Genomic DNA, 25,398 nt, shown 5'->3' with positions numbered 1-25,398 from the left:
GTTGCCGTGATGAGCGAGGAGCGGGGCGGCCTGTCCATAGGCGAGGTCGCCGGGATGACCGGCATGAGCGTGGACGCGCTGCGGTTCTTCGAACGCGAGGGTCTGCTGCTGCGGGAGATCCCGCGCTCCGGCGGCGGCCGGCGGGTCTACGAACAGGCGGACGTGGACTGGCTGCTGCTGTGCCGGCGCCTGCGGGCCTCGGAGATGCCGATCGCCGTGATCCGGGAGTTCGCCGCACTCGTGCGATCGGGACCCGGCAACGAGGCGGAGCGCCTCGCGCTGCTGCGCGCGCACGAGGACGCCGTACGCGCCAGGATGGACGAGCTGCGGGCGAGCCTCGACGTCGTCCACGACAAGGTCGTGACCTACGAACGGCACCTCCGCGAGGGCACGGCCGCCGGACTCTGGTCGCCGGCGCCGTCACCCCCGCCGTCACCGCGGGGCGGTTTTACGCACGGCGCGGACGGGCGCCCGCGCGGGGCGTGACGCGGCCCGTCACCACCAGGTTCCCGTCCGGAGCTCGGTGGGCGAGGGCCCCGGTGCGGAAGTAGCCGTCGGCGGTGAAGCGGCGGGCGTTGAGTTCCGGCGCCCGGTAGTAGCCCCGGGGCGTGTACGGGCCGCGCGCGAGGAGTTCGCCGCTCTCCCCGTCGGGCACGTCCCGGTCGTCCGCGTCGACGATGCGGATCTCGTCGTCGGGTGAGAGCGGGAGCCCCTGCGTGGCGTGCACGGTCTCGTCCGGTTCGGTGGGCCGGGTGAGGGTGAGCACCCCCTCGGGCAGCGCGAAGGCCCGCTGGAGGCGACAGCCCAGTTCGGGACCGACGCGCTCGGCCACGCCGCGCGGCAGGGGCGCGCCGCCGATCTGCACGAGCCGCAGACCGCTCACGTCGGCCGTGCTCGTGGGGAGCGCGTCGAGCCACGATCCTGCGACGGCGGGCGTGAGGGCCGTGACCGTGACCCCTTCCCGTTCGATGAGCGGCAGGCACGCGGCGGGCTCCGCGCTCTCGGAGAGGACGACGGTGCCGCCGACGGCGAGGGTCCCGACGACCCCCGGGCAGCCGAAGGCGAAGTCGGCCCCGGCGGGCAGCGCGGCGAGGTACACGTCGTCCTCGGTGAGCGCGGCCCGCTCGGCGGCGGCCCGCGCCTGGTAGGCGTAGTCGTTGTGGGTGCGCGGCACGAGCCGGGGTTCCGTGCCACCGCCGTCGCCCCCGTCGTCGTCCTCGCCCTCGGCTTCGCACAGCTGGAGGAACGCCACCTGGCCGGCGCTCAGGGCGAGCGCGGGCTCGGGCGGGGCGTCGACGGCGTGCAGGGGGACGTAGTAGCAGCCGGCGGGGTCGGTCGTGAAGCCGCCGTACGGGGAGGAGGCGCCCGGCGCCTCGAAGGTGAACACCCGCCGCAGGAAGGGGCCTTCGGCGGCGATCTCCGCGACCATCGCGGTGTGGTCGAAGCCCCGGTGGGTGGACGGGCCGACGTAGCCGACGGCCTCGGTGAGCCGGACGAGCGCGGACACCTCGGGCGCGCGGTGCGAGAGCGGGCAGAAGACGGGGAACACGCCGGCGCGCATCAGCGCGAACAGGACGACGACCAACTCGGGCACGTTCGGCAGTTGGACGACGACCTGCTGTCCCGGTCGCAGGCCCAGCTGCCGGAAGCCCGCCGCCCTGCGGTCCACGCGGCGGTTCAGGGCCGCGTACGTGACGCGTTCGCCGTCGTGCACGAGCGCGGTGCGCGGCCCCGACGACCGGGCCCGGTCGCGCAGGAGGCCGTCCAACGTGTCGCCGCGCCAGTGCCCGGCCATCCAGTAGCGGTCGACGAACTCCTCGGGCCAGGGGGTGCCGCCGTCGAGCCTGTAGGACATTCGCTTCCCCCACGCCGGTGTCCGAAGGGGAGCAGCCCCACCTTCTTGATCTTGGCAAGCCAAGCCCCGAACGGGTCCGGGCGCAAGGCGCCTACCGAACCATGGACGCCGCACCGCATCGGCGGAAACTCCAATGCGCGCCGCTCACCAGGGAGAACGCCCAGGGAGGAGCGCCTACCGGGGGGCCACCCTGCACGCGCTCACGGCGGTTCCGTTCGTCACGCCGCTCCCGGTGAGGCCGGTCACGCACTGTTCGTGGTCCCCCGTCAGGCCGACGTAGCAGGCCATGCGGATGGAGTCGGGGGCCTCGCCGCCCCGCAGTTCCCGTTCGACCTCGTTGATGCAGGCCGTGACGTCCGCGTGGGCGGCGGGCGCCGTGAGGGCGACGCCGCCGAGGGCGAGGGTCAGGCCGGTCAGGACGCTTGCGATACGGGCCGACGTGCGCATGGGACGCACCTGCTCTCCGTGATCGGCGCGGGGCCGGCACCCGGACGTGCCGGATCCGCGTGGGAGCGGGGCCGGACCTGCCTCGCCCCGGCCGCGATCGCCCCTCTTCCGACGCTAGAGCAGCCCGCCGCCGCCCGCCCCCCCCGGCCCGGGGGGTGCGGGAGCCCGATGGTGCCGGTTTCCCGGTTACGGAGGCGGGAACGGGCGGGCTCGGCTGGTGGGCGGGCCGACGGGGCGCCCTGCCCGACGGGGCGGCGGGCGGTAGGGGCGCGACCTCCGGGGCGCGGGGCTGCGCGATGGGCGATGGGCGCTGGGTGCGCCCCCCGCCCCGGGGCTCAGAGGCTCACGCCGGTCTCGCGTTCCATGCGCGTCAGCTTCTCGGGGTTGCGCACGGAGTAGACGCCGGTGACGAGTCCGCCTTCGATCCGCAGGGCCACGACCAGGTCGACCTCCCCGTCGACCCGGACGACCAGGGCCGGATGCCCGTTGACGTGGGTGGGCTCCAGCGTCGCCACGGGACCCCACACCGCCGCGCCCGCGACCAGCAGGCGGGCCACCTTGTCGGCCCCCACCGTGGGGTGCGGCATGGCCCGCCTGATGCCGCCGCCGTCGCTCAGGGCCACCACGTCCGGCGTCAGCAGGTCGAACAGGCCCCGTGTGTCCCCCGTTTCGATCGCCCGCCGGAACGCGTCGAGCGCCGCCCGGGTCTCGTCCGGGCCGGCGGCGGCGCGGGGGCGGCGGGCGGCCACGTGGGCCCGGGCCCGGTGGGCGATCCGGCGGACGGCGGCCGGGGTCTTGTCGACGGCCTCCGCGATCTCCTCGTAGCCGACGCCGAACACCTCCCGCAGGACGAACACGGCCCGTTCGGTCGGCCCGAGCGTTTCGAGGACCAGCATCATCGCCATCGACATGTTCTCGACCGGCTCGACCTGTTCGGCCACGTCCGGCGCTGTGAGCAGCGGCTCGGGCAGCCGGGGGCCGACGTACGACTCCTTGCGGCGCGCGAGCGCGCGCAGCCTGCCGAGCGCCTGGCGGGTGGTGATCCGGACCAGGTGGGCGCGCCGGTCGCGCACCGCGTCGAGGTCGACGCCCGCCCAGCGCAACCAGGTCTCCTGGAGGACGTCCTCGGCGTCGGCGGCCGACCCGAGGATCTCGTAGGCCAGGGTGAACAGCAGGTCGCGGTGGGCCACGAACACCTCGGTGGCGGGGTCCGCGCGGTCGGCCTCGGTCATCGGGTCTCTCCACTCTCTCGACCGTCGGTCGGGCGTCGATCGGGCGTCGCCCCCGCCGGTGTGATCACCCACAGGACACCGGCCGGCCCCGAGCTGTGACACCAGCCGTGGTGTGACGTGCGACACGGCGAAGGCGTGTCACGGGCCGCGCGCCCGAGCCGTACGTCCCGCGCCCGGGCGGGCACGGGGGTCTGACGGCCCGGCGCCATCGGTGGAATGACCGATGTGGCGGGGGCGGCGCCCCCGCCATAGTCCTCGGGAGATCGTTCGCGGGCGGGGTCGAGACGGCACGCCCGGGTTTTCGAAAGGACTGACCTTCTGTGGACACGTACGCGGACCTGGTGTTTCTCGGCGGGCGAGTGGTCACGGTCGACGCGGAGTTCTCCGTCGCCTCGGCCCTCGCCGTGACCGGTGGGACCATCAGCGCCGTCGGCGGACCCGACGACGTCGCACCGCTCATCGGACCCGACACCCGCGTCGTCGAACTGCGGGGGGCGACGCTGCTCCCCGGGATCAACGATTCCCACCTGCACGGCTGCGCCTTCGGCATGGCGTCGCCGCCGCTCTCCCTCGACCTCGGCCATCCCGCCGTGTCCCGCCTGGCGGACGTGGCGGGCGCCGTGGAGGAGGCCGTCGCACGCACCCCGCACGGGCAGTGGATCACCGGGCACGGCTGGGACACCGGATACCTCGACGAATGCCTGGCGGACCCCTCGCGCACGCCCTCGCGACACGACCTGGACGCGGTGAGCCCGGACCACCCCGTCGTCCTGTACTCCTTCTCCGGGCACGCCACCTGGGTCAACTCCAAGGCCCTGGACCTCATCGGCATCGACCGGCACACCGTCGCACCGCCCGGCGGGGCCATCGTCGTGGACGAGGCCGGGGAGCCGACCGGCATGCTCCACGAGGGGGCCCAAGCCCTGGTCCAGAACGCGCTTCCGCCGCTCGACCGGCGGGAACGGACCGACGCGATCAGGTCGACCCTCGACACGCTCGCCCGCCTCGGCGTCACCAGCTACACCGAGCCCGGCCTCGGCCCCGGAGGCGAGGGCATCATGCGGGGCGCGCTCGGCGCGCAGACCCTGGAGGTCTACCGCGAGCTGCTGGCCGCCGGCGAACTCACCGCCCGCCTCGGCGTCCTGCTCCTGCCCACCGGGATGGCGAGCACCGCCGAGGAGTTCGCCGAGGTCCTCGCCGGGCTCGGCGACACCGGTGGCGCCGATCCGCGCCTCCTGGCGATCCACGGGGTCAAGGTCTTCGCCGACGGCATCGTCCCCAACAAGACGGCCTGGATGCACGAGCCGTACGTCGGCGGCGGCTGCGGCTCCCTGTGCGTCGGCGGCGACACCGACGACGAGCGCATCGCCGAGATCGACGCCATCGTCCGCCACGCCCACCTGGCCGGATACCAGTTGGGCATCCACGTCACCGGGGACCGGGCCATCGACACCGTCGCGGACTCCTTCGCCGCGGCCATGGCCGAACACCCGCGGCCCGACGCCCGCCACTACGTCATCCACGGCGACTTCCTCACCGCGCACAGCATGAAGGTGCTGGCCGCGCACGGCTTCGGCGTCAACATGAACCCCACCATCAAGTGGACCGTCGCCGACATGGAGGAGGAGTTCGTCGGCGCCGGACGCGCCGCCTACGCGTGGCCCTACCGCGACGCCCTCGACGCCGGCGTGCGGGTCGCGAGCGGGTCCGACGCCCCCGTCACCCACCCGGACTGGCGCCAGGGCGTCGCCACCATGATGCTGCGCGAGTCGAAGGCGGCCGGCCGGGTCAGCGGCCCGGAGCAGCGCATCGGCCTGGCCGAGGCGTTGCGCACGTACACGATCGACGCGGCCTGGCAGGACTTCGCCGACGACTGGAAGGGCTCCCTGGAGCCGGGCAAGGTCGCCGACCTGTGCGTGCTCGACGGGGACCTCCTCGCCGCGGACCCGCACGACATCCCGACGATGCCCGTCGTCCTCACCGTCATGAACGGCCGGATCGTGTACGAGGCCGCGCACGACGGCGCGCACGCAACCCCGGGCGACTGACGCTCTTCGGGAACCTTATGATCGTTTGATCATGAGCGCGGAGCGGAGCACGGCAGACATCCTCGACGCGGCCGTCCACGTCCGTGAAGCCGCCAGGAACGCCACGACCGGCGAGAGCGGTGTGGACGCGGTCCTGGCGGCCCTGTCGGAGGTGATGGAGTACGACCACGCCTCCCTCACCCGCTGGGACCCGCTGCGCGGACGCCACACCACCCTCGCCGGGAGCTACCCGGACGACGCCACGGCCTACATCGAGACCCGTCTGCACCTCGACCCGGTGTTCCCCGTGCTCCGTAGCCCGGACAGCGGCGGCCTCTGGCTCAGGGACGTCCCCCGCCGCCTCCTCGCCGCCTCCCCGGGCTTCCAGGAGGTGTTGCGCCCCCTCGGCATCGAGGACGGCGTGGCCCAGTGCCTGTTCGACGGCGACGGCCGCTACGTCGGCATGCTGAACGTCAGCACCCGCCGCCCCCGGCGCACCCCCGACCCCGCGCACGCCGTGGTCACGCTCCTCAGCGAGGCCTTCGCCGCGGCCGTCGCCCCGCGCGCCCGCCCCGCGCCCGAACCGGCCGCCGGGGCCGGAGCGGGCACGGCCGGGCGACGGCCGGGCGGACTCTCGCCGCGTGAACTCCAGGTGCTGGCGGAACTCACCGCGGGCCGCACCAACCGGGAGATCGCCGCGCGGCTGTACGTCACGCCGCGCACCGTGGGCACCCACATCGAGCACATCCTGGCCAAGCTCGACCTCCCCAACCGGGCGGCCGCCGCGGCCCGGGCCGCCGCCTGGGGCATCGAACCCGCCCCCTGACGGCGCCCGTCGCGGGGTACCGCGACCGGCCCCGGGCCTCAGCCCCGATCGCGCAGCCGCCGCGCGAACGCCCGGGCGGCGGCCAGGTCGTCGGCGTCCGGCCGCCGCGCGTGGATGCCGCCGACGAGCCGCAACGGCCCCCAGGTGTCGTGCGCCCGGCACGAGAAGTTCCCCACCACCTCGAACCCCTTGCCCTCCAGCGGACGCACCAGGGGCCCGCCGAAGGGCGCCACCGGCATCCCGGGGAACCCGCTGGTGGCGAAGGTGAACGCGCGCCCCCGCCCGGCGGGCAGCGCCCGGACGAAGTCGGTCAGTCGGGGGTGGAGCCGGCCGAGGAAGACTCCCGAGCCGAAACCGACGAGGTCGGCGGCGGCGGCCTCCGCCGGGTCGACCTCCTCGGGGGCGACGACCCGGGCGTCCAGCACCGGGGCCATGGCGCGGGCGACGCGCAGGGTATTGCCGTGCGACACGGAGACGCACACGATGACGACCTTCACGGTGACGATCCCTTCTCTCGCTTCCGAGGAGGGGACAGACCGGCGGCGCCGAACGTGACAGCCCCCGCCCCACCGGGCCCAGGTCGCCCGGCCGCGTGCGCGGGGTCCCGAGGCCGTCACCCCGGAGCGTTCCGGATGCCTCGACCGGCGGCGGCGCCGCTAGCTTGTCGACCCGCCGGCCGGAGCGACGGGCCGGGCGACGAGCCAGGGGAGCAGCGATGCCGACGACCGCCACCACCGGCCGGCCGGCCGCCACCGTGCTCCGGGGCCGGGAACGCGAGGTCCTGCACGCCGTCGGGTGCGGCCTGCGGGACGACGAGATCGCCGCGGACCTCGCCATCCCCGAGGACGCCGTGGCCCGCCACCTCGCCCGGATCCTCGCCGCGCTGGGGTTGCGCGACCGGGCCGCCGCCATCGTCCACGCCTTCGACTGCGGACTGGTCGTCCCCGGCCACGGCCCCCGCACCCGGGCGGTGCGGACCGCGCCGCGGGCCGTCGTCGGCCGGACGCCGGAGCGGGAGCCGGGACCGAGGGTACGGATCTCCCTGCTCGGCCCGCTCCAGGCCTGGCAGGACGGCCGCCCCCTGAACCTGGGCCACCTGCGCCAGCAGGCCGTACTGGCGGCCCTCGCGCTGGGCGCGGGGCGCACGGTCAGCCGGCGGGAACTGCTCGACGGCGTATGGGGGATGGAACCACCCCTCACCAACGTGGTGCCCGTGTACGTCTACCGGCTGCGCAAGACCCTGCACGTCGGCGAGGGCGGCGACGGCGTCGGCGCGGGCATCGGCGCGGGCATCGGCGACGTGCGGGGACCGGTGATCGAGCACGACCGGTGCGGCTACCGGCTGGCCCCCGGCGCGGTCGAGGTGGACGTGGCGCGCGTGGAGGAACTCCTCACCGCCATCGGGCGGGCCGATCGGGCGGGTGAGGGGGCCGAGGTGGTCCGCCTGTGTTCCGAGGCCCTGGACCTGTACCGCGGGGAACCGCTGGCCGGACTGCCCGGACCGCTGGCCGAGCGGGAGCGGCTGCGGCTCACCGAGCGCGGGATCGCCCTCGTACGGCGCAAGTCGCAGTGGCAGCTGCGGCTGGGCCGGCACTTCGACGCGCTCGCCGAGCTGTTCGCCCTCCACGCGGCGCACCCCCTCGACGAGCCGGTGGCCGCGACGTTGATGCGGACGCTGTGCCGGTGCGGCCGGCGGACCGAGGCGTCGGCCGTGTACGACCGCGTCCGCCGCCGTCTCGCGGACGACCTCGGGGTTCCCCCGAGCCGGATGCTGGAGCGGACGCACGCGCGGATCCTGCGCGGCGACGAACCCGGCGACGAGGCCGGCGACGAGGCCGGCGGCGGGCGCCGGCCGGCACCGCTCACCCACGGGCGGTGAGGGGTCCGGCCGGCGCGCTCGACGGGCCTACCAGGGGTACCAGGCGCCGTTGTACCACTGCTCGTGGGCGCCGTCGTTGTGGTGGTCCATGTTGAAGTCCATGGGGTAGTTCCTGACGTGGTTGCCGGGGTAGGTCCAGATCCCGGCGGACTCGTCGCAGACGTAGTCCCAGTGACAGATCGACTTGACGGGGATGTTGCCGAAGAACCGGTCGGCCCCGGCGAGCGGAGCGCCGACGATGCCGCCGAACGGCACCGATCCGCCGTTGGCCCCGGGACCGCCCTGGCGCTTGGGGTCCGCGATCAGGATGGCGTTGACGTTGTCGAACGTCTGCCAGTTCTCGGTGACCCAGATGTGCACGACGGCCGCGCCCAGCGAGTAGCCGCCCATCTTGACGTGCTGGCCCGGACAGGCGCGGCGTTGGTCGCGCACCAGTCGGTTGAGTTCGTTGACGCCCGCCCGGGCGCTCGCACCGTTGGGGATCTGGGTGGGATATCCGACGTGCTGCTGGATGTTGCCGGTGAAGCCGTCGTTGTTCCAGGAGCTGCCGGTGCCCCCGACGACGATCGTGTAGGTGCCCTCGCACGGAGCCGTCGCCCGCGCCGGGGCCGCCGAAGCGCCCGTCCCCTGCGCCGCCGAAAGCCCGACCGTCAGCAGAAGCCCCGCCAACACGGACGTGATCCTCCTGGCTCGCATTTCCGTCCTCCCCATCTCGTCGTCCCGTCATCTCGCCGTATCGTCGGCCTGCGCGTCCCGGCCCCGACGCGGAGCGCGCCCGGGCCGGTGCACCGTACGACCGTGGCAGGGAGCGATGACATCCCGATGAAACGCCGCGTCGGGCCGCCTCCGAACGGGGCTACCGGACCAGCGCGAAGGCACCGGCCGCGACGGTCGCGCCCACCGTGGCTCCCGCGAGGACCTGGGCGGGCGTGTGGTCCCGCAGCGCGATCCGCGACCAGCCGACCAGGGCCACCAGCGGGAGGGCGAGGAGCGGGAGGGGGCCGAGGACCATGACGAGCAGGGCGACGCTTCCGGCGGCCACGGCCGTGTGCACGCTGATCTTCCAGAGGGGGGTCACCGCGAGGAGGGCCGCGAGGGTGACCAGCATGGCGACGATCAGAGCGATCACGATCCGCGGGGCCCCGAGGACCGAGAGCGCGAGGACCCCGGTGGCGACCGAGGCGGCGGCGAAGCCGATCACGACGACGCGCTGCCGCCTCGACGCGACGTGCCGGTCCGCCCAACGACCCCGCCGCATCCCGCGCTTGATGAAGGCCAACGGCAGGACCGCGGCGAACAGGGCGCCGACCAGGCCCCAACCGACGCCGGCCGGACCGGCGGTGTGCCACCCGACGATCACCGTGTCGGCGGCGATCCACGTCCTGGGGGCGAGCCAATCGGTGACCAGCCGCGCCGTCCGGGCGCTCACCGTCTGCGGTCCTCGACCGTCCAGCCGTCACCCAGGTCGCGGCGCAACGCCCCCAGCGCCGCGTCCGCCTCGCGGCCGAACGACTCCCACCGCTCCGCGCTCCAGGGCGAGGGGCCCGCAGGGTCGTGCCGGTCGAGGGAGGACTGGTACAGGGCGGCGAGCCGGACGAGCTCGGTCGCGGTGGCCGCGGTGACGGGCAGGTCCCGCGGAGCGCAGGGGTATCCGTAGGGGCTGTCGAGGTCGGGCGCGTCCGAGGGGCCCGGCCACACCGGGGTGTCGACGCCGTACTCGAAGAAGAACCGCAGGTGGAAGGAGATGGCGCGCGCTCCCCGGTCGGAGGGTGCCGGCGGTGACGACGCCGACCGCCGCGTCGGCCGTGACGGGGCGGCGGGACGCGGCGGCAAGATCATGTCACAGGGCCGATCGGCCGCTGCCCCCGCACCCGACTTGATAGGCAAGTCATCACTTGCCTATGGTGGTGGTCATGGCGGAAGACGTCTTCAAGGCGCTGGCCGACCCCACCCGGCGGCGCATCCTCGACGAACTGGTGGATCGGGACGGCCAGACCCTCTTCGAGATATGCGCGCGACTGGTCACCCGGCACGGCCTGGGCCTTTCCCGCCAGGCGATCAGCCAGCACCTGGCCGTACTGGAGGCCGCGGGCCTCGTCGCATCGCGGCGCGAGGGCCGCTACAAGTTCCACGACCTGAACACCGAACCCCTTGAGCGCATCGCGTCCCGGTGGCTCAGGCGCGACACCCCGGAGAGTGCCCCGTGAGGATCCACCGCACCAGCGTCTTCGTCGACGACCAGGAGAAGGCCCTGCGCTTCTACACCGAGGTGCTCGGCTTCGTGAAGAAGCACGACGTCCCTTTGGGTGAGGACCGGTGGCTCACCGTGGTCTCGCCCGAGGCCCCCGACGGGACCGAACTGCTGCTGGAACCCGCCCGTCACCCCGTGGTCAAGGCGTACCGGGAGGGACTGGCCGAGGACGGCATCCCGCTCGCCGCCTTCGCCGTGGAGGACGTGACCGCCGAGTTCGAGCGGCTGAGCCGGCTGGGCGTGCGCTTCACCCAGCAGCCGCTGGAGACGGGCCCGGTCACCACCGCCGTTCTGGACGACACCTGCGGCAACCTGATCCAGATCCTGAACGGAGGCTGACCGGAGCGGCCGGCGGGCGCCGGCCGCTCCGTCCGGGGGAACTTCCCGCGCCGGGCCGCGTCGCGCCGCGGCCCGCCTGCGCCGGCGTCCTACGCTGCAGCCCCATCGTCCGGGAGAGCGGCGGAGCAGCGGCGGATGACCGAAACGACAGTGCTCGACCTCGCACCACAGGCCCGGATCGTGGCCTTTCTCGCGGAGGGCGTCCCCGACTCCCGGCTCGACGGTCGGACGCCCTGCCCCGACTACTCGGTCGCGGACCTGCTGGGCCACCTCACCGGGCTCGCGGTCGCCTTCCGCGACGCCGCCCGCAAGGACCTGGGCCCCACGACGGACACGGACCCGGGCGCGGCCACCCCCGCCCTGCCCCCGGACTGGCGCACGCGGCTGCCCCGGGTCCTCGGCGAGCTGGCCGAAGCCTGGCGGGACCCGGCCGCCTGGACCGGCATGACCCGCGCGGGCGGCGTGGACCTGCCCGGCGGGATCGCGGGCGCCGTGGCCGTCGACGAACTGGTGGTCCACGGGTGGGACCTGGCCCGCGCCACCGGCCAGGAGTACGCACCCGACCAGGCCGCGCTCCGCGCCGCGCACGCCTTCCTCGCGGAGGCCGCCGCCGAGTCCGCCGACGGCACGGACGGCCTCTTCGGCCCCGCCCTCCCCGTACCGGACACCGCCCCACTGCTCGCCCGGGCGATCGGCCTGAGCGGCCGCGACCCCGACTGGACACCGCCGGCCTGAGCCGTGCCTTCCGGATCGTGTCGGGTCCGACCGAATCGACCCCGAGCCGAGCCGACCCGACCCGACCCGCTCCACCCGATCCACCCGCTCCGACCCGATCCGAGAGAGGTGGCCTAGCGGTCCGACAGGGTTCGGGCCGTCGTGTCGTCCAGGGTGCCGAGGAAGAACGTGCCGACCGTGAGGTCGGGGGCGCCCGGGGGGTGTGCCAGGGCCAGGGCCGCCGCGTGCCCGGGGCCGGCGGTTACGTCGCGGACCGTCCAACCGGAGGGGCGCGGCGGTGCGCCGGGGCCGGGGTCGCCCAGGTAGTCGAGGTCCGGCCCGCGACCCAGGCCGGTGCCGAGGCCCTTGAGGTAGGCCTCCTTGCGCGCCCAGAGACGGGCGAAGACCGCGGGGCGCAGGGCCGGCGGCGCGGCCCCGACGGCGGCGCGTTCCGCGGGGTGGAGCGCCTCGACCACGCCGGCGACCCGGTCCGGGGCCGGCAGCCCCTCCACGTCGGCGCCGACCGGCCGCCCCGCCACCGCGATCAGGACCATGCCGCCGGTGTGCGAGAGCGAGAAGTGCGGCCCTGTGGCGCCGGCCAGGGCCGGCCGGCCGTGGGGCGCGCCGCAGCCGGGGCAGGGCTCCCGCACGAAGCCCAACTCGCCCGGACCCACCCCCCGGTAGGCGCTCAGCACCCGGCGCAGGGCCAGGTGCGCGGCCGCGTAGCGGTACCCGTCGACGGGGCGCGCGAACCCGGCGGCGCGGGCGCGTTCCTCCGCGTCCAGCGGGGTCCGGTCCAAGGTCACCGATGCGGCCCCGGCGTCCGGCACCCGCAACAGCCACAGGTCCACCGCGCCCTCCGCGGGGCCGGGCCGCGTCCTGGGCCAGGGGGCGGGCGTCCAGCCCGGCGGCGGGAAGGCGCGCTCCAAGGAGGACTGCACGGGGACACTCCGTTCGGTCGGCGGCGGACCACTGCCCGGGCACGATAACCCAGCCCAACGGGGGCCGATCAATGGCCGGATATCGGCCGCGACGAAACCCGCTCACGGAGCCGTTCCCTTTGTTTCCCCCGGACCGGGACAAGGGGAGGAAAGGGAAAGTCCGAAACGCGGCGCGATCGCACGCCGACGGCCTCCGGAAGCCCGCCGGACTTCGGCCACACCACCGCCGATTGTGTCTCAAATCGGCCGGATCCCCCCTGAGTCGGTAAATCCCATCCCCTACGATCCTGGTCAGGCAGGGACATTCCGACGGCCGGCGATGCGGAGAGCCGGAACCGGAAGCCCTCTCGCGCAAGAGGAGGCAACCGCGGTGGCGTTCACCCCCGGAACGGTTCAGGAACCGCCCCGGACCCCGGTCCCGGACGGCCGCACCGCCGAATTCGCCGCGCTGCTGCGCCATGCCGCCGAAGTCCGCGCGGGAGCCGCCCGGGCCGTCCTGCTGGCCGGACCCGCCGGAATCGGCCGGACCCGCCTCCTCGCCGCGGCGGGGGAGCGGCTCGCGGCGGACGCGTTCGCCGTACGGCACGTCACCGGCCGGCCGCAGGGCGCCGGCGCCCGCGCCGTCGACGCCCTCCTCACACCGCCACCCGCCCCGCCTTGCCCCGAACGCCCCCGCCCCGAACATCCCGGCACCGGCACCGCCCCCGCACCGTACGACGTCCACCACGACTGGCGGCGGCTCCAACGACACGCCCTGGACCTCCTGGCGGCCGGTCCCACCGCCCTCCTCGTCGACGACGCCCAGTGGTGCGACGAAGCCTCCCTGCGCTGCCTCGACTTCATCCTGCGCCGGGCCACCGGCCACCCCCTGCTGCTCCTCCTCGCCCACCGCACCGACGCCCCCGGCCCCGGGACGCCCGTACTCGACGGGCTCCTCGCCCAGGACCGCTGCGCCCTGCTGCGCCTGGGCCCGCTCGACGAGGCCGGCACCCGACGCCTGATCACCCGGACGCTCGGCAGACCCGCGGACGCGTCCTTCACCCGCCGCTGCGCCGAACTCACCGGCGGCAACCCGCTGCTGCTCGACCGCCTGCTCACCGTCCTGCGCGCCGCCGACGTCCCGCCGGACGCGGACGGCCTGCACCGACTGGGCACCCTCCACCAGACCGCGCTCACCCCCCTGGTCCCCGGCTTCCTCGCCGTCGGACCCCGATCCGTACGACGGGTGGCCACCGCCCTCGCGGTGCTCGGCCGCACCACCGTCGACCCGCTCGCCGCGCTCTGCGGTACGGACGCCCGACGCGTGGAGTCCGCCCTGGCCCGGCTGCGCCGGATCGGGGCCGTACCGGCCGACGGACCGCCGCGGATGCGCGAGGAGATCCGTACGGCCGTCCTCACCGGCGTCGCCGAGACCGAACTGCGCGACCTGCGGATACGGGCCGCCCGGGTCCTCAACGACGCCGGACGACCCGCGGCCGAGGTCGCCGAGCAACTCGCCCCGCTGGACCGGATCGACGAACCCTGGATGTTCGCGGTCCTGCGCGACGCCGCCGCCGAGGCCCCCACCCGGGCCACCCTCCGGGCCGCGGGCCGAGGCCTGCGCGACGCGGGCCGCGAACTCACCGACACCGAACGCAAGAGCCTGCACGTCGAGTTGGCCGAAGCGGCCGCCCGCACCGCCGTCGCCCCGGCCCCCGCCCTGTGGCACCTGCGCCGGGCACTCGCCCTCACCCCCGAACCGCGCGAGCGGGCCCCCGTCGCCGTGCGGTACGCCATGATGGCCCTCGGCACCCGCCGGGCCCGCGAAGCCCTGCGATTACTGGAACGCCTCCTGGACGACCTGCCCCCCGCGACGGGCGACGCCCCCGACCCGGCGGACCGCGAGGTCCGCGCCACCGTCGAATCCGCCCTGCTGGCCACCGCCGTGAACGACCGGGACGCCCTGCCCGCCGCCCGGGCCCGCGCCGCCGGCATGGCCGTACCTGGCGGCCACGGCCCCGCCGACCGCCGCGTCCTCGCGGCCCTCGGCGCCGTCGCGGCCCTGGACGGCGGAGCGGCCGACCGGGCCGCCGACCTCGCCCGGCAGTCCCTGCGCGCCGACGAGCCGGGCACCGCCGGATGGGGGGTGTTCTGCGCCTCCGCCGTCCTCGCGCTCGCCGACCACGTCGACGAGGCCCTCGCCGCACTGGACCAGGCGCTGTCCCCGACGCGGCCCCACCCGCCCCTGTGGCCGCGGCACGCCGCCCTCGCCGGCCGCTCCCTCATCCTGCACGGCATCGGCGACGTGCCCGGCGCCGCACGCGACGCGCTGGCGGCCGTCGGGGCGACCGCCCCCGCGGGCGTCCCGCCGCTGGCCCACATCGCGCTCGGCTCCGCACTCCTGTCCCAAGGCGAGGCCCGGCGCGCCGGCGCCGTGCTCGACACCCTCGCCCGCACCGCGCCCCACCTGGAACGCGGCGTCTGGGAATGGCACCACTACCTGTACACCAAGGGCCGGATCCTGCGGGAACTGGGCGACCTCGAAGGCGCGCTCGCACTGTGGCGGCACTGTGGCCGCAGCCAGCGGGAGGCCGGCATCGCCAACCCCGTGCTGGCCCCCTGGTGGCTGCCCACCGCCACCACCCTCGCCCGCCTGGGCCGGGCCCACGAGGCCGTCGAGGCCGTCGAGGAGGCCCAGGACCGGGCCCGCCGCTGGGGAACCGCGCGCGCCCTCGGCCTCGCCTCGGTCGCGGCGGCCTCCGTCGCCGAGGGGCGCGCCCGCACGACCCTGCTCGCCGAGGCCGTCGAGACGCTCGCCGACTCACCCGCCCGCCTCGAACGAGCCAAGGCCGCCTACCAGTTGGGCCGCGAACTGCTCGAACTCGGCGACGCCCGGGCCGCGCGCGGCCACCTGCGCCAGGCCATCGAACTCGCCACCCGCTGCGGCTACCACGTCCTCACCGCCCTCGCCCGCGAGGCGCTGCTCACCGCCGGCGGACGGATGCCCCAGCTCGCCGCCGGCCCGCTGGACTCCCTGACCCACAGCGAACGCCGCATCGCCACGCTGGCCGGGCGCGGCCACAGCAACAAGAAGATCGCCGAGACGTTGTTCATCACCCCCCGCACGGTGGAGATGCACCTGACCAACGTCTACCGCAAGCTCGGCGTCCGGGGCCGCGCCGACCTGCACCACGGCCTCGACGCCCGCGCCCGCCCCGTCGGGCCCACCGCCGCGCCCCGACCCGCGGACGGGCTGACGGCGTCCTGAACGCCGCGCGGACGCGCGGCCGGCGCGGCCCCGGCGGACCGCCGGGGAGCCCGATCGATCCACGAGATCCAGGAGGACGGACAGCCATGGCACGCACCACATCGGCGTCCCCGACCCGCCGGCACCGGCCGGACGCCCCCGGCGACCCGACGGCGGCGCCGCCCGGACGGGAAGCCGAACACCGGCTGCTGCGCGGCCTGCTGGGCGAGGTACGCCTGGGCCGGGCCGCGCTCGTCGAGGTGCACGGCCCGCCCGGCATCGGACGCAGCGCCCTGCTGCACCACGCGACGGCCCTGGCCGGGGAAGCGGGGATCCGGGTCGCCGCCGCCCAGGCGTCGCCCGAGGAGACCCACCTGCCCCACGGCGTGACCGACCAACTCCACGCCCAACTCCAGGCCCGGCAGCCCGCCGCACCCCTCGCCCGACCCCGCCCCACCGTGACCGGCCCGGCCGCCGGCCACGCCCCGCCGACCACCCCCGCCGGCCCGGGCGCGGCCGTCGACCCCGGCCACCCGGGCGGGGCGACGGGCCGTCGCGCCGAGGACCGGGGCGCCTCCTTCCTGGCCGCCGCCCGCGACCGGCCCCTGCTGCTCGTCGTCGACGACGCGCAATGGGCCGACCCGCAGTCCCTGCGCCGCCTCCAGGCGCTGGCCCGACGCCTGGCCGGAACGCCCCTCATGCTGCTCACCTCCCACAACAGCGCGGTACCGCAGGCCCCCGACGACCGGATCGAACCCTGCCCGCTCGCCGACGCCCGCGCCGTCGCCCACCACCGGCTGGAACTGGCCCCGCTGTCGGACGAGGCCGTCGCCGCCGTCCTCGCCGCCGACGGGCGCGCCCCCGCCGACGCGGCCTTCCGCGCCGCCGCCCACCACCACCTGGCGGGCAACCCCGCCCTGCTCCGTTCGGTCGTCGAACGGTTCGTCCGCAACGGCTGGAGCCACGACGCCGACCACCTCGACCACCTGGCCGAGAGCTCGGCGGAGGCGGTCAGGGAACGCACCGTCCGCACGCTCGCCCTGCTCCCCGCCGAACTGCGCGACGTCCTGGGGGCCATCGCCGTCGCGGGGCCCGAGGCCACCCCCGGCCTCATCGACGCCCTGACCGCCCACCGCACCCTCGGCACCGCCCGCGCCCTGACCCTGCTGTCCGGCACGGGCCTGCCGGCCCCCGGACCGCGCCCCGCCTTCCGGGACGAGGCCGCCGCCCGCGCCGTCCTCGCCGACCTCGACACCGCCCGGCGGGAGGAACTCCACGCCCGCGCCGCGGAATGGGCCCACCGCGCCGCCCTGCCCGACCGCGCCGTGGCCCGGATGCTGCTGCTCGCCCGCAGGACCGGCGCCGGCTGGGCCGTGGAGTGCCTGCGCCGCGAGGCCGCCGCGTGCCGGGCCGACGGCCGCACCGCCCGGGCCGCCCGGCTCCTGGAGCGGGCCCTGCGCGAACCGGTGGCGCCGGCCCTGCGCGTACGGCTGCTGACCGAACTCGCCGCGGCCGTCCTGCCCACCGAGCCCGAGGCCGCGAGCCGCCACCTGCACCGGGCCCTGCACGTCCCGGCACCGGGTGCCGGCCCTGGTCCCGGCCCTGGCTCCGGCCTTGGTCTCGGTCCTGGCTCCGGCTCCGGCTCCGGCCCTGGCTCTGGTCCCGGCTCCGGCCCCGGTCCCGTCGACGAGGCGCTGTCCGGGGCCCGGCTGCGCGCCGCGGAACTGCTGGTGGCCCGCGGCGACATCGTCACCCCCCGGCCCCTGATCGCCCGGGCCGTCGCCGAGGCGCGGCCGGGCAGCGCCGAACACTCCGGCCTGCGGGCCCTGTACCGGATCACCGAGTACGCCCGCCCCGACCCGGAGGACGGCGCCCCGGCCCCGCCCGACCTCGCCCGCCCCGGCCCGGAGCGGGCCGCCGAGGCCGCCGTGGCCGCCTGGCGCACCGCCCAACGCGGCCTCGACCTCGACGGGGCCCGACGGCTCGCCCGGACGGCCCTGGCCCCCGAGGCGCGCGAACCCGTCCCCGGCACCGTCCTGGCGGCGGCCGCGTACGCGCTCGTCCTGTGCGGGGACCTCGCGCAGGCCCGTCTCGCCCTCGACGCGATCCTCGTGCGCACCGCACACCGTGACGCCGCCCCGGTCGCCGGTCTCGTCCTGCTCGTCACCTGCGTCGCCGAACTGCGCGACGGGCGCGACGCCGCCGCCTCGGACGCCCTCGACCGGTGTGAGGAGATCATGCCCAGGCGCCGCCACCACCCCCTGATGGCTCCCGGCCCCCTCGCACTGCGGGCGCTGCTGCACCTGCGGCGCGGCGACCCGGACGCCGCCGAACGGACCCTGGCGACCTGGCTGCCGCCTGGCGCCGAGGGCGGGCTGCCCTGGGCGTACCTGCTCTACGCCCGCGGCCGGGTCCGGCTCGCCCGCGGACAGCGCGACGCGGCCCTGGCCGACCTGCTGGAGTGCGGCCGGCAGCTGTTGGCCCGGCAGGCGCCCAACCCCGCCGTGCTGCCCTGGCGTTCGTACGCAGCGCGCACCCGGGACCCCCAGGACCCGCTGGCGGTGCGGCTGCTGGCCGAGGAGCGCAGGCGGGCCCTGCTGTGGGGCTCGCCCGCCGCCCTGGCCGCGGCACTGGGGGAGACCCCCCGGGGAACGACACCACCACCGCCGGTCGGCTGGCGCTACCGGCAGGCACTGGTCGCCCTCGGCACGGCCCCGTTCTCCGGCCACCTCACGGTCGACCGCCTGCTCGGCACGGACCGGCCCGGCGTGGACCGGCCCGGCGCGGACAGGCCCGGCGGGGCACCGCGGCCCCCGGCCGTCGGGCCCGCACGACCGCAGGCGCCCGAGCCGGCGGCGACCCCGCCCCGGGCGACCGCACCCGTCCGCACCCCCCGGCCCGCGCCGATCCCCGCCCCCCGGCGCCCGATATCGACCACGTCCCGTACGCAGGCCCCGCCCGCGCCGCCGCCCGTGCCCCGTACGCAATCCCCGACCGCGTCCCGTACGGAGCTCCCACCCGCGCCGTCCTCCGCACCGCCGGCCGGGCCCCCGCCCCGGGCCGCCGGAGCCGCGGCCCCGGCCGGCGCAGGCGTCCGCGCGGCCGGCACCCCGGCCGGGGGCGGGCCGCTGACCGTCGCCGAGTCGCGCGTCGCCGCGCTCGCCGCCGGCGGCATGTCCAACCGGGCCATCGCCGAGGAACTGGCCGTCACCCCCCGCACCGTGGAACTGCACCTGACGAAGGCCTACCGGAAGCTCGGCATCCGAGGACGACCCCGGTTGGCCGAAGCCCTGGAGCGCACGACGAGGGAGGAAACCCGATGAGGCCACTGCTCCACCGGCGCAAGGAACTCGCCCTGATCACCGCCGCGCTCGACGCCATCGCCCGGCCGGCCGGCGGCGGATCCGTGATCGTGGTCACCGGCGGCATCGGCATGGGCAAGACCGCCCTGCTACGGGCCCTGCCGGCGCTCGCCGAACGCCGCGGCATCCGCGTCGTCACCGCCGCCGGGTCGGTCCACGAACGCGCCTTCCCCCTCGGGGTGCTCGACCAACTCCTCACCCCCCTGTTGCCCGGCACCGACCTCGCCCCGCCCGACGACCGCGCGGACCCGGGAGCGGGAGCCGAACACGACGCCGCGCTGTTCGCCCTGGTCGCCGAACACGGCCGGCGCAAACCGCTGCTCCTGCTCGTGGACGACCTCCAATGGGCCGACCTCCCCTCCCTGCACCGGCTCGGCCGGCTCGCCGCACGGCTGCCCCGGCTGCGCGTCACCCTGGTCGCCGCCCTGCGCGAAGGAGACCCCGGCGAGGACGAACCCCACCTCCAGCACCTCACCGCCCGCGCCGCGCACCTCCTGCGCCTGGGCCCGCTGCCCGCCGACGCCACCGCCGAACTCGCCGCCGCCCACCTCGGCCGACCCGTCGACCAGGCCCTCGCACACGCCTGCCACGCCTCCACCGGCGGCCATCCGCTGCTGCTCACCGCCACCCTCGACGCCCTCGCCGCCGCCGACCCCGGACCCGCCGCACCGACCCCCGACGCCCTGCGGGCCCTCGGCGCGCTCCGGCCGGACGGACTGCGCGAACGCCTCGCCGCGGCCCTGCGCAGCGCCCGCCCCACGGTGTGGGCCTTCGCCACCGCCCTCGCCGTCCTCGGCGAGGGCGCCGACGAGGAACTCGCCGGCCGCCTCGCCGGACTCGACGACACCGGACGCGGCGAATCCGCCCGCGTACTGCGCCGACTCGGCCTGCTCGCCGAGGACACCCGACCCCGCTTCGTCCACCCGGTGGTGCGCGAGGCGATCGAGGAGGCGATGAGCCCGGCCGAAGCGCAGGAGACCCGACTCCACGCGGCCCTCCTGCTGCACCACGAGGGCCACCCGGCGGAACGGGCCGCCGCCCAACTCCTCGCCGCCGCCCCCTGCGAGCAGGCCTGGGCCCTCGACGTCCTGCGGGCCGCCGCACACGCCGCCCTGCGGCGCGCGGCCCCGGACGACGCCGCCCGTTACCTGCGCCGCGCCCTCCTCGCCGGCCGCCCCGACGGACCCGAGCGCGCCGAACTGCTCTGCGAACTCGCCGGGATCGAACGCGACTTCGCCCCCAGAGCCGCCCTCCGCCACTTCGCCGAGGCACTGCTCCTGCTGCCCGACACCGACCGCCGCGCCCGCGCGGCCGGCCGGATCCCTCCCTTCCTGCTCGAAGGCTGCCCGCCCTCCACCGTCGAAGCCGTCGTCCGCACGGCCGCCGAACTCCTCGCGGCCACGCCCCCCGACGCCGCCACGCGCGGGCACGCCCTGCGCCTGGAGGCCCGACTGCGCCACGCGGCGGTGACCGGCCCCACGACGCCCACCACGAGCGGGGACCGACTGCGCGCCCTGGGGCCCGCCCCCCGCCTGGACACCGCGGCCGAACGCGAACTGGTCACCGTACTGCTGCACGACGCCGTCACCACCCAACAGATCACCGCCGCCGAGGCCGTACCGCTCGCCGAGCGCGTCCTCCAACACGAGCCCGCCACCCCCGACCACGTCCACACCGCCCTCCCGCTGCTCACCGACGTCCTGGCCGCCGCCGGCTCCCTCGACACGATCGACCCCTGGCTGCACACCGCGTACGACCGGGCCCGCCGGGAGAACGTCGACGTACCGCGCGCCCTCATCGCCGTCGAACTGACCCGCCTCGCCCTGGCCCGGGGCGACCTCGCCCGTGCGCGCGCCCACGCCGGGGAGGCGCTCGACCGGGGCGTCACCGACTGGGCGGCGCTCCAGACCCTGGCCCCCGTCGTGGTGGCCGCCCTGGAGGCCCGGGACGCCACCCTGTGCGAACGGCTGCTGGCCGGCTGCCGGGAGCACACCGGCCAGGGACAACGCCCCTCCCTGCGCCCCCTGGTCCGGGCCGCCGCCGCCGTCCTGCGCGACGACCTGCCGACCGCCCTGGCCTGCTTCCTCGACTGGGGCCGCACCGCCGAGGGCACCGGCCGACGCAACCCGGCCATCAGCCCCTGGCGCTCCTCGGCGTCCGTGCTCCACCACCGCATGGGCAGCGCCGACCGGGCCCACGACCTCATGGACGAGGAGTACGCGCGCGCCGTCCACTGGGGCGGCCCGGTGGCCATCGGCCGGGCCCAACGCGGCAGGGGAGCCCTCACCGAGGGGGAACCGGGCCTGGCCCTGCTGCGCGAATCCGCCGCCACGCTCGAACGGACCGCCAACGCCCTGGAACGGGCCCGCACCGCACTGCTCCTCGGCAGACGGCTCCTGGCCGCCGGACGCGAGGCCGAGGCCGAACACCGCCTGACCGGGGCCCGCGAGGAGGGCCTCGCCTGCGGCGCGCCCTGGATCGCCGAACGCGCCACCCGGGCCCTGGGCACCATCGCCGGCCACCGGGGCGCCGACGCGGTCGCGACGCTCACCCGCACCGAACGCCGCGTCGCCGGCCTCGCGGCGGCCGGCACCCCCAACAAGGCCATCGCCGAACGGCTCCAGGTCAGTTCGAGGGCCGTCGAGAAGCACCTCACCCACGCCTACCGCAAGCTGCGCATCGACGGACGCGCGGAACTCGCCCCGATGGCCGCGCTGCTGGCCGACGCCGACCCCGCCACCCACCCGTAGGGCCGGGGGCGACCGAACCGAACCGAAGCCCTCCCGGTACCCCCGGTAACCGTACCTCCGGCCCGACGCCCACAGGGTTAGCCCGCCCCGGATTGATTTCGTTGACACCCTTCACCGCGCCTCCATACCGTCATTTTCGACGGTGATCGAACAGCGCGGAAATCGGTGTTCGAAGAAGAACACCGTGCTCGGAAAGCGTCGACGGCGTGTCCATCCCGCCACGAGACGACCCTCCGAAGAAATCCAGTCGAACGAGGCCAGCCATGGAAGGGCGGAAATGAGCCAGGGCGCACCGGTCACCTTTTCCACTGTCCGAGAGGGATACTTCAACCCGCCGCCGGCGACGCGATCACTGCGCCGCACCGAACCGATATCCCGCATGGAATTCGCGGACGGCCACCTCGGATGGCTCGTCACCGGATATTCCGCCGCCCGCACCGTCCTCGCCGACCCCCGGTTCAGCGCCCGCGGCGAACTCAAGCACCCGCCCGTGCCCCGCGCCGCGACCCTCGACGAGGCCCCCGCCGCACCGCCCGGCATGTTCATCCAGCACGACGACCCCGAACACCACCGCTACCGCAAGCTCCTCGTCGGGCAGTTCACCGTCCGACGCATGCGACAGCTCACCGACTGGATCGAGAAGATCACCGCGGAACGCCTCGACGAGATGGAACGGCTCGGCTCCCCGGCCGACCTCTTCGAGCACTTCGCCCTGCCCATCCCGTCCCTGGTCATCTGCGAACTCCTCGGCGTGCCCTACGCCGACCGCGACACCTTCCAGCACCACACCCACGTCTGGAGCAGCTTCGGCGAATCCACCGAGGACGTCACCGCGGCCTTCATGGCCCTGGCCGCCTACCTCGGCGGCCTGGTCCGACTCAAGCGCACCGAACCCGCCGACGACATCCTCAGCGGGCTGATCGCCGCCGACCCCGACCTCACCGACGAGGAACTCACCTCGATCGCCTTCCTGCTGCTGGTCGCCGGCCACGAGACCACCGCCAACCAGCTCGCCCTCGGCACCTTCGCCCTGCTCGAACACCCCGACCAGCTCGCCGCGCTGCGCGCCGACCCCTCCCTCGTCGAGGGCGCCGTCGAGGAGACGCTGCGCTACCTCAGCATCGTCCACCACGGTCCCACCCGGGCCGCCCTGGAGGACGTCGAGATCGACGGCGTCCTCGTCAAGGAGGGCGAGGTCGTGATGGTCTCCCTCGCCGCGGCCAACCGCGACCCCGAGCGCTTCCCCGACCCGGAGTCCTTCGACGTGACCCGCCGAGCCGCCGGTCACCTCGGCTTCGGCCACGGCATCCACCAGTGCCTCGGCCAGCAACTCGCCCGCATCGAACTGCGCGTCGGATTCACCGCGATGCTCGAACGCTTCCCCCGCCTGCGCCTCGCGTGCCCCGCCGAGGAGATCCGCCTGCGCCACGACATGCAGGTCTACGGCGTGTACGCGCTGCCCGTCGCCTGGTGAGCGCCGGCCCGCCCCGGGTGGAGGTCGACCCACGACGCTGCTGCGGCGCCGGCATGTGCGCCCTGGTCGCCCCCGAGGTCTTCGACCAGAGCGACGAGGGCGTCGTCGTGCTCCTCGACCCCCGCCCGCCCGCGGCCCTGCACGCCGCCGTGCGCGAGGCCGCCGACCAGTGCCCCTGCGCGGCCATCACCCTCCACACCACCCCCTGAGGCCCCACCCGCCTCCCCATCCGGGGCCCTCCACCCCCCGCACCACCGCTCGCCCTCCCTCGAAAGCCAGGTACACACCGTGGAACAGCACCTCTCACGCCGCCGCATGCTCGGACTGGCGGCCCTCGGCGCCGCCGCCGTCGCGGGCAGCACCACCATCGGCGCGCCCCGGGCCCTCGCCGCCGACCGCGCCGCCGGCCCGGCCTTCGTCCCCGCCGTGGTCATCGGCACCGGATACGGCGCCGCCGTGTCCGCGCTGCGGCTCGGCGAGGCCGGCGTGCGCACGGTCATGCTGGAGATGGGCCGGCTGTGGAACGAGCCCGGCCCCGACGGCAAGGTCTTCTCGGGGATGCTCGCCCCCGACAAGCGCTCCAGCTGGTTCAAGAACCGCACCGAGGCACCGCTCGGCAGCTTCCTCTGGCTCGACCTGGCCAACCGCGACATCGACCCCTACGCCGGCGTCCTGGACCGGGTCAACTTCGACCAGATGTCCGTCTACGTGGGCCGCGGGGTCGGCGGCGGCTCCCTCGTCAACGGCGGCATGGCCGTCGCCCCCAAGCGCTCCTACTTCGAGGAAGTCCTCCCGCGCGTGGACGCCGCCGAGATGTACGGCCGCTACTTCCCCCGCGCCAACTCCATGCTCCGCGTCAACCACATCGACAACGGTTGGTTCGAGAGCACCGAGTGGTACAAGTTCGCCCGCGTCTCCCGGGACCAGGCGCAGAAGGCCGGACTGGGCACCGTACACGTCCCCAACGTCTACGACTTCGACCACATGCGGCGCGAGGCGGCCGGGGAGGTCCCCAAGTCCGCACTGGCCGCCGAGGTCATCTACGGCAACAACCACGGCAAGCAGAGCCTCGACAAGACCTACCTGGCCGCCGCCCTCGGCACCGGCAAGGTCACCATCGAGACCCTCCACCAGGTCAAGGCCATCCGGCAGCAGAAGGACGGCACCTACCTGCTGACCGTCGAGCACAAGGACGCCGACGGCCGGCTGCTCGCCACCAAGGAGATCTCCTGCCGCCACCTGTTCCTCGGCGCCGGCAGCCTCGGCTCCACCGAACTGCTGCTGCGCGCCCGCGAGACCGGCGCGCTGGCGAACCTCAGCTCCCGCATCGGCACCGGCTGGGGCCCCAACGGCAACATCATGACCGCCCGCGCCAACCACGTGTGGAACCCCACCGGCGCCAACCAGTCCTCCATCCCCGCCCTGGGCATCGACGACTGGGACAACCCCACGAACCCCGTGTTCGCCGAGATCGCCCCCATGCCCGCCGGCCTGGAGACCTGGGTCAGCCTCTACCTGGCCATCACGAAGAACCCCGAGCGCGGCACCTTCGTCTACGACGCGGCCACCGACCGGGCGAACCTGAGCTGGACCCGCGACCAGAACACCCCGGCCGTCAACGCCGCGAAGTCGCTGTTCGACCGCATCAACAAGGCCAACGTCACGATGTACCGCTACGACCTCTTCGGCAAGCAGATGAAGGCCTTCTCGGACGACTTCACCTACCACCCGCTCGGCGGCTGCGTCCTCGGCGAGGCCACGGACGACTACGGCCGGGTCAACGGATACAAGAACCTCTACGTGACCGACGGATCCCTCATCCCCGGCTCGATCGGCGTGAATCCGTTCGTCACCATCACGGCCCTCGCCGAGCGGAACATCGAACGCGTCATCCGGCAGGACATCACCGCCTCCTGACGCGGGCCGGGAATTCGGCGGCGGCGATCCACACCCGCCCGCCGGGGAGCGTCCGGTACGGAACATCGGAAACGGCACGGGGCCCTCCCCGGCATGCCCGCACGCCGAAAAGCGGTGCGGAAAAAGCGAATTGGCTGTAGTTCAACGGGTCGATGGAG

General features: G+C 75.5%; 21 protein-coding genes. 13 read left to right on the top strand and 8 right to left on the bottom strand.

Features of this window, described 5'->3' with window-relative positions:
* Positions 1-9: 9 nt before the first annotated feature.
* Positions 10-486 (top strand): MerR family transcriptional regulator, encoded by a 477-nt coding sequence (locus tag AB0D01_RS09745; RefSeq protein WP_363054568.1) that lies wholly within the window; start codon positions 10-12, stop codon positions 484-486.
* Here the strand turns inward: AB0D01_RS09745 and AB0D01_RS09740 are convergent.
* The 3 genes from AB0D01_RS09740 to AB0D01_RS09730 all read right to left on the bottom strand — a co-directional run bounded on the left by AB0D01_RS09740 (position 449) and on the right by AB0D01_RS09730 (position 3,534).
* Positions 449-1,855, bottom strand: a complete 1,407-nt coding sequence (locus AB0D01_RS09740; protein WP_363054567.1) for an AMP-binding protein — start codon at positions 1,853-1,855, stop codon at positions 449-451. The genes AB0D01_RS09745 and AB0D01_RS09740 overlap by 38 nt on opposite strands.
* A 174-nt stretch (positions 1,856-2,029) precedes the next feature.
* On the bottom strand, positions 2,030-2,302 hold the full coding sequence (locus AB0D01_RS09735; protein WP_363054566.1) for a hypothetical protein: 273 nt from the start codon (positions 2,300-2,302) through the stop codon (positions 2,030-2,032).
* A 335-nt stretch (positions 2,303-2,637) separates the two neighbouring features.
* On the bottom strand, positions 2,638-3,534 hold the full coding sequence (locus AB0D01_RS09730) for an RNA polymerase sigma-70 factor (protein ID WP_363054565.1): 897 nt from the start codon (positions 3,532-3,534) through the stop codon (positions 2,638-2,640).
* Positions 3,535-3,854: 320 nt separating this feature from the next.
* Between AB0D01_RS09730 and AB0D01_RS09725 the strand changes: the two genes are divergently transcribed.
* Together AB0D01_RS09725 and AB0D01_RS09720 are read left to right on the top strand one after the other, a co-directional pair.
* On the top strand, positions 3,855-5,582 hold the full coding sequence (locus tag AB0D01_RS09725; RefSeq protein ID WP_363054564.1) for an amidohydrolase: 1,728 nt from the start codon (positions 3,855-3,857) through the stop codon (positions 5,580-5,582).
* A 31-nt stretch (positions 5,583-5,613) separates the two neighbouring features.
* Complete coding sequence (locus AB0D01_RS09720) at positions 5,614-6,387, top strand: LuxR C-terminal-related transcriptional regulator (RefSeq protein ID WP_363054563.1); 774 nt, start codon at positions 5,614-5,616, stop codon at positions 6,385-6,387.
* Between the two features lie 38 nt (positions 6,388-6,425).
* On the opposite strand, the gene AB0D01_RS09715 is transcribed toward AB0D01_RS09720, so the two are convergent.
* Positions 6,426-6,884 carry a flavodoxin domain-containing protein gene (locus AB0D01_RS09715; protein ID WP_363054562.1) on the bottom strand — a complete coding sequence of 153 codons (459 nt, stop codon included), beginning with the start codon at positions 6,882-6,884 and terminating at the stop codon, positions 6,426-6,428.
* Positions 6,885-7,102: 218 nt separating this feature from the next.
* Here AB0D01_RS09715 and AB0D01_RS09710 point away from each other — a divergent pair, with 218 nt between their 5' ends.
* Positions 7,103-8,266 (top strand): BTAD domain-containing putative transcriptional regulator, encoded by a 1,164-nt coding sequence (locus AB0D01_RS09710; protein WP_363054561.1) that lies wholly within the window; start codon positions 7,103-7,105, stop codon positions 8,264-8,266.
* Positions 8,267-8,293: 27 nt separating this feature from the next.
* Here AB0D01_RS09710 and AB0D01_RS09705 read toward each other — a convergent pair whose 3' ends face one another.
* The 3 genes from AB0D01_RS09705 to AB0D01_RS09695 all read right to left on the bottom strand — a co-directional run bounded on the left by AB0D01_RS09705 (position 8,294) and on the right by AB0D01_RS09695 (position 10,105).
* Complete coding sequence (locus tag AB0D01_RS09705) at positions 8,294-8,962, bottom strand: cutinase family protein (protein WP_363054560.1); 669 nt, start codon at positions 8,960-8,962, stop codon at positions 8,294-8,296.
* 160 nt (positions 8,963-9,122) lie between these two features.
* A complete protein-coding gene (locus AB0D01_RS09700; protein ID WP_363054559.1) occupies positions 9,123-9,695 on the bottom strand; it encodes a phosphatase PAP2 family protein in 573 nt (190 codons plus the stop codon).
* On the bottom strand, positions 9,692-10,105 hold the full coding sequence (locus AB0D01_RS09695) for a hypothetical protein (protein WP_363054558.1): 414 nt from the start codon (positions 10,103-10,105) through the stop codon (positions 9,692-9,694). The genes AB0D01_RS09700 and AB0D01_RS09695 overlap by 4 nt, the downstream gene beginning before the upstream one ends.
* 74 nt (positions 10,106-10,179) lie before the next feature.
* Between AB0D01_RS09695 and AB0D01_RS09690 the strand changes: the two genes are divergently transcribed.
* The 3 genes from AB0D01_RS09690 to AB0D01_RS09680 all read left to right on the top strand — a co-directional run bounded on the left by AB0D01_RS09690 (position 10,180) and on the right by AB0D01_RS09680 (position 11,591).
* A complete protein-coding gene (locus AB0D01_RS09690) occupies positions 10,180-10,473 on the top strand; it encodes a metalloregulator ArsR/SmtB family transcription factor (RefSeq protein WP_363054557.1) in 294 nt (97 codons plus the stop codon).
* The gene (locus AB0D01_RS09685; protein WP_363054556.1) at positions 10,470-10,856 is read left to right on the top strand and encodes a VOC family protein; all 387 of its coding nucleotides are present in this window, start codon (positions 10,470-10,472) and stop codon (positions 10,854-10,856) included. The genes AB0D01_RS09690 and AB0D01_RS09685 overlap by 4 nt, the downstream gene beginning before the upstream one ends.
* 135 nt (positions 10,857-10,991) lie before the next feature.
* Positions 10,992-11,591 (top strand): TIGR03086 family metal-binding protein, encoded by a 600-nt coding sequence (locus AB0D01_RS09680; protein ID WP_363054555.1) that lies wholly within the window; start codon positions 10,992-10,994, stop codon positions 11,589-11,591.
* A gap of 113 nt (positions 11,592-11,704) precedes the next feature.
* Here AB0D01_RS09680 and AB0D01_RS09675 read toward each other — a convergent pair whose 3' ends face one another.
* Entirely contained in the window at positions 11,705-12,511 is an 807-nt protein-coding gene (locus AB0D01_RS09675) for a 4'-phosphopantetheinyl transferase superfamily protein (RefSeq protein ID WP_363054554.1), read from the bottom strand.
* 370 nt (positions 12,512-12,881) lie between these two features.
* Here AB0D01_RS09675 and AB0D01_RS09670 point away from each other — a divergent pair, with 370 nt between their 5' ends.
* The 6 genes from AB0D01_RS09670 (at position 12,882) to AB0D01_RS09645 (ending at position 25,240) form a co-directional block, all read left to right on the top strand.
* Positions 12,882-15,758 carry an AAA family ATPase gene (locus AB0D01_RS09670; protein ID WP_363054553.1) on the top strand — a complete coding sequence of 959 codons (2,877 nt, stop codon included), beginning with the start codon at positions 12,882-12,884 and terminating at the stop codon, positions 15,756-15,758.
* A gap of 86 nt (positions 15,759-15,844) precedes the next feature.
* Positions 15,845-19,060: an AAA family ATPase gene (locus AB0D01_RS09665; RefSeq protein WP_363054552.1), complete on the top strand. Its 3,216-nt coding sequence runs from the start codon at positions 15,845-15,847 to the stop codon at positions 19,058-19,060.
* A complete protein-coding gene (locus tag AB0D01_RS09660; protein WP_363054551.1) occupies positions 19,057-21,849 on the top strand; it encodes a LuxR family transcriptional regulator in 2,793 nt (930 codons plus the stop codon). Before AB0D01_RS09665 ends, AB0D01_RS09660 begins: the two co-directional genes overlap by 4 nt.
* Before the next feature lie 379 nt (positions 21,850-22,228).
* Complete coding sequence (locus tag AB0D01_RS09655; protein ID WP_363054550.1) at positions 22,229-23,323, top strand: cytochrome P450; 1,095 nt, start codon at positions 22,229-22,231, stop codon at positions 23,321-23,323.
* The gene (locus tag AB0D01_RS09650) at positions 23,320-23,532 is read left to right on the top strand and encodes a ferredoxin (protein WP_363054549.1); all 213 of its coding nucleotides are present in this window, start codon (positions 23,320-23,322) and stop codon (positions 23,530-23,532) included. The genes AB0D01_RS09655 and AB0D01_RS09650 overlap by 4 nt, the downstream gene beginning before the upstream one ends.
* 106 nt (positions 23,533-23,638) lie before the next feature.
* Positions 23,639-25,240 carry a GMC oxidoreductase gene (locus AB0D01_RS09645; RefSeq protein WP_363054747.1) on the top strand — a complete coding sequence of 534 codons (1,602 nt, stop codon included), beginning with the start codon at positions 23,639-23,641 and terminating at the stop codon, positions 25,238-25,240.
* The last annotated feature ends 158 nt before the right edge of the window (positions 25,241-25,398 follow it).

The sequence above is a fragment of the Streptomyces sp. NPDC048606 genome (assembly GCF_040650855.1).
GTDB lineage: Bacteria > Actinomycetota > Actinomycetes > Streptomycetales > Streptomycetaceae > Streptomyces.
This window is presented reverse-complemented; position numbering and strand designations above follow the sequence as displayed.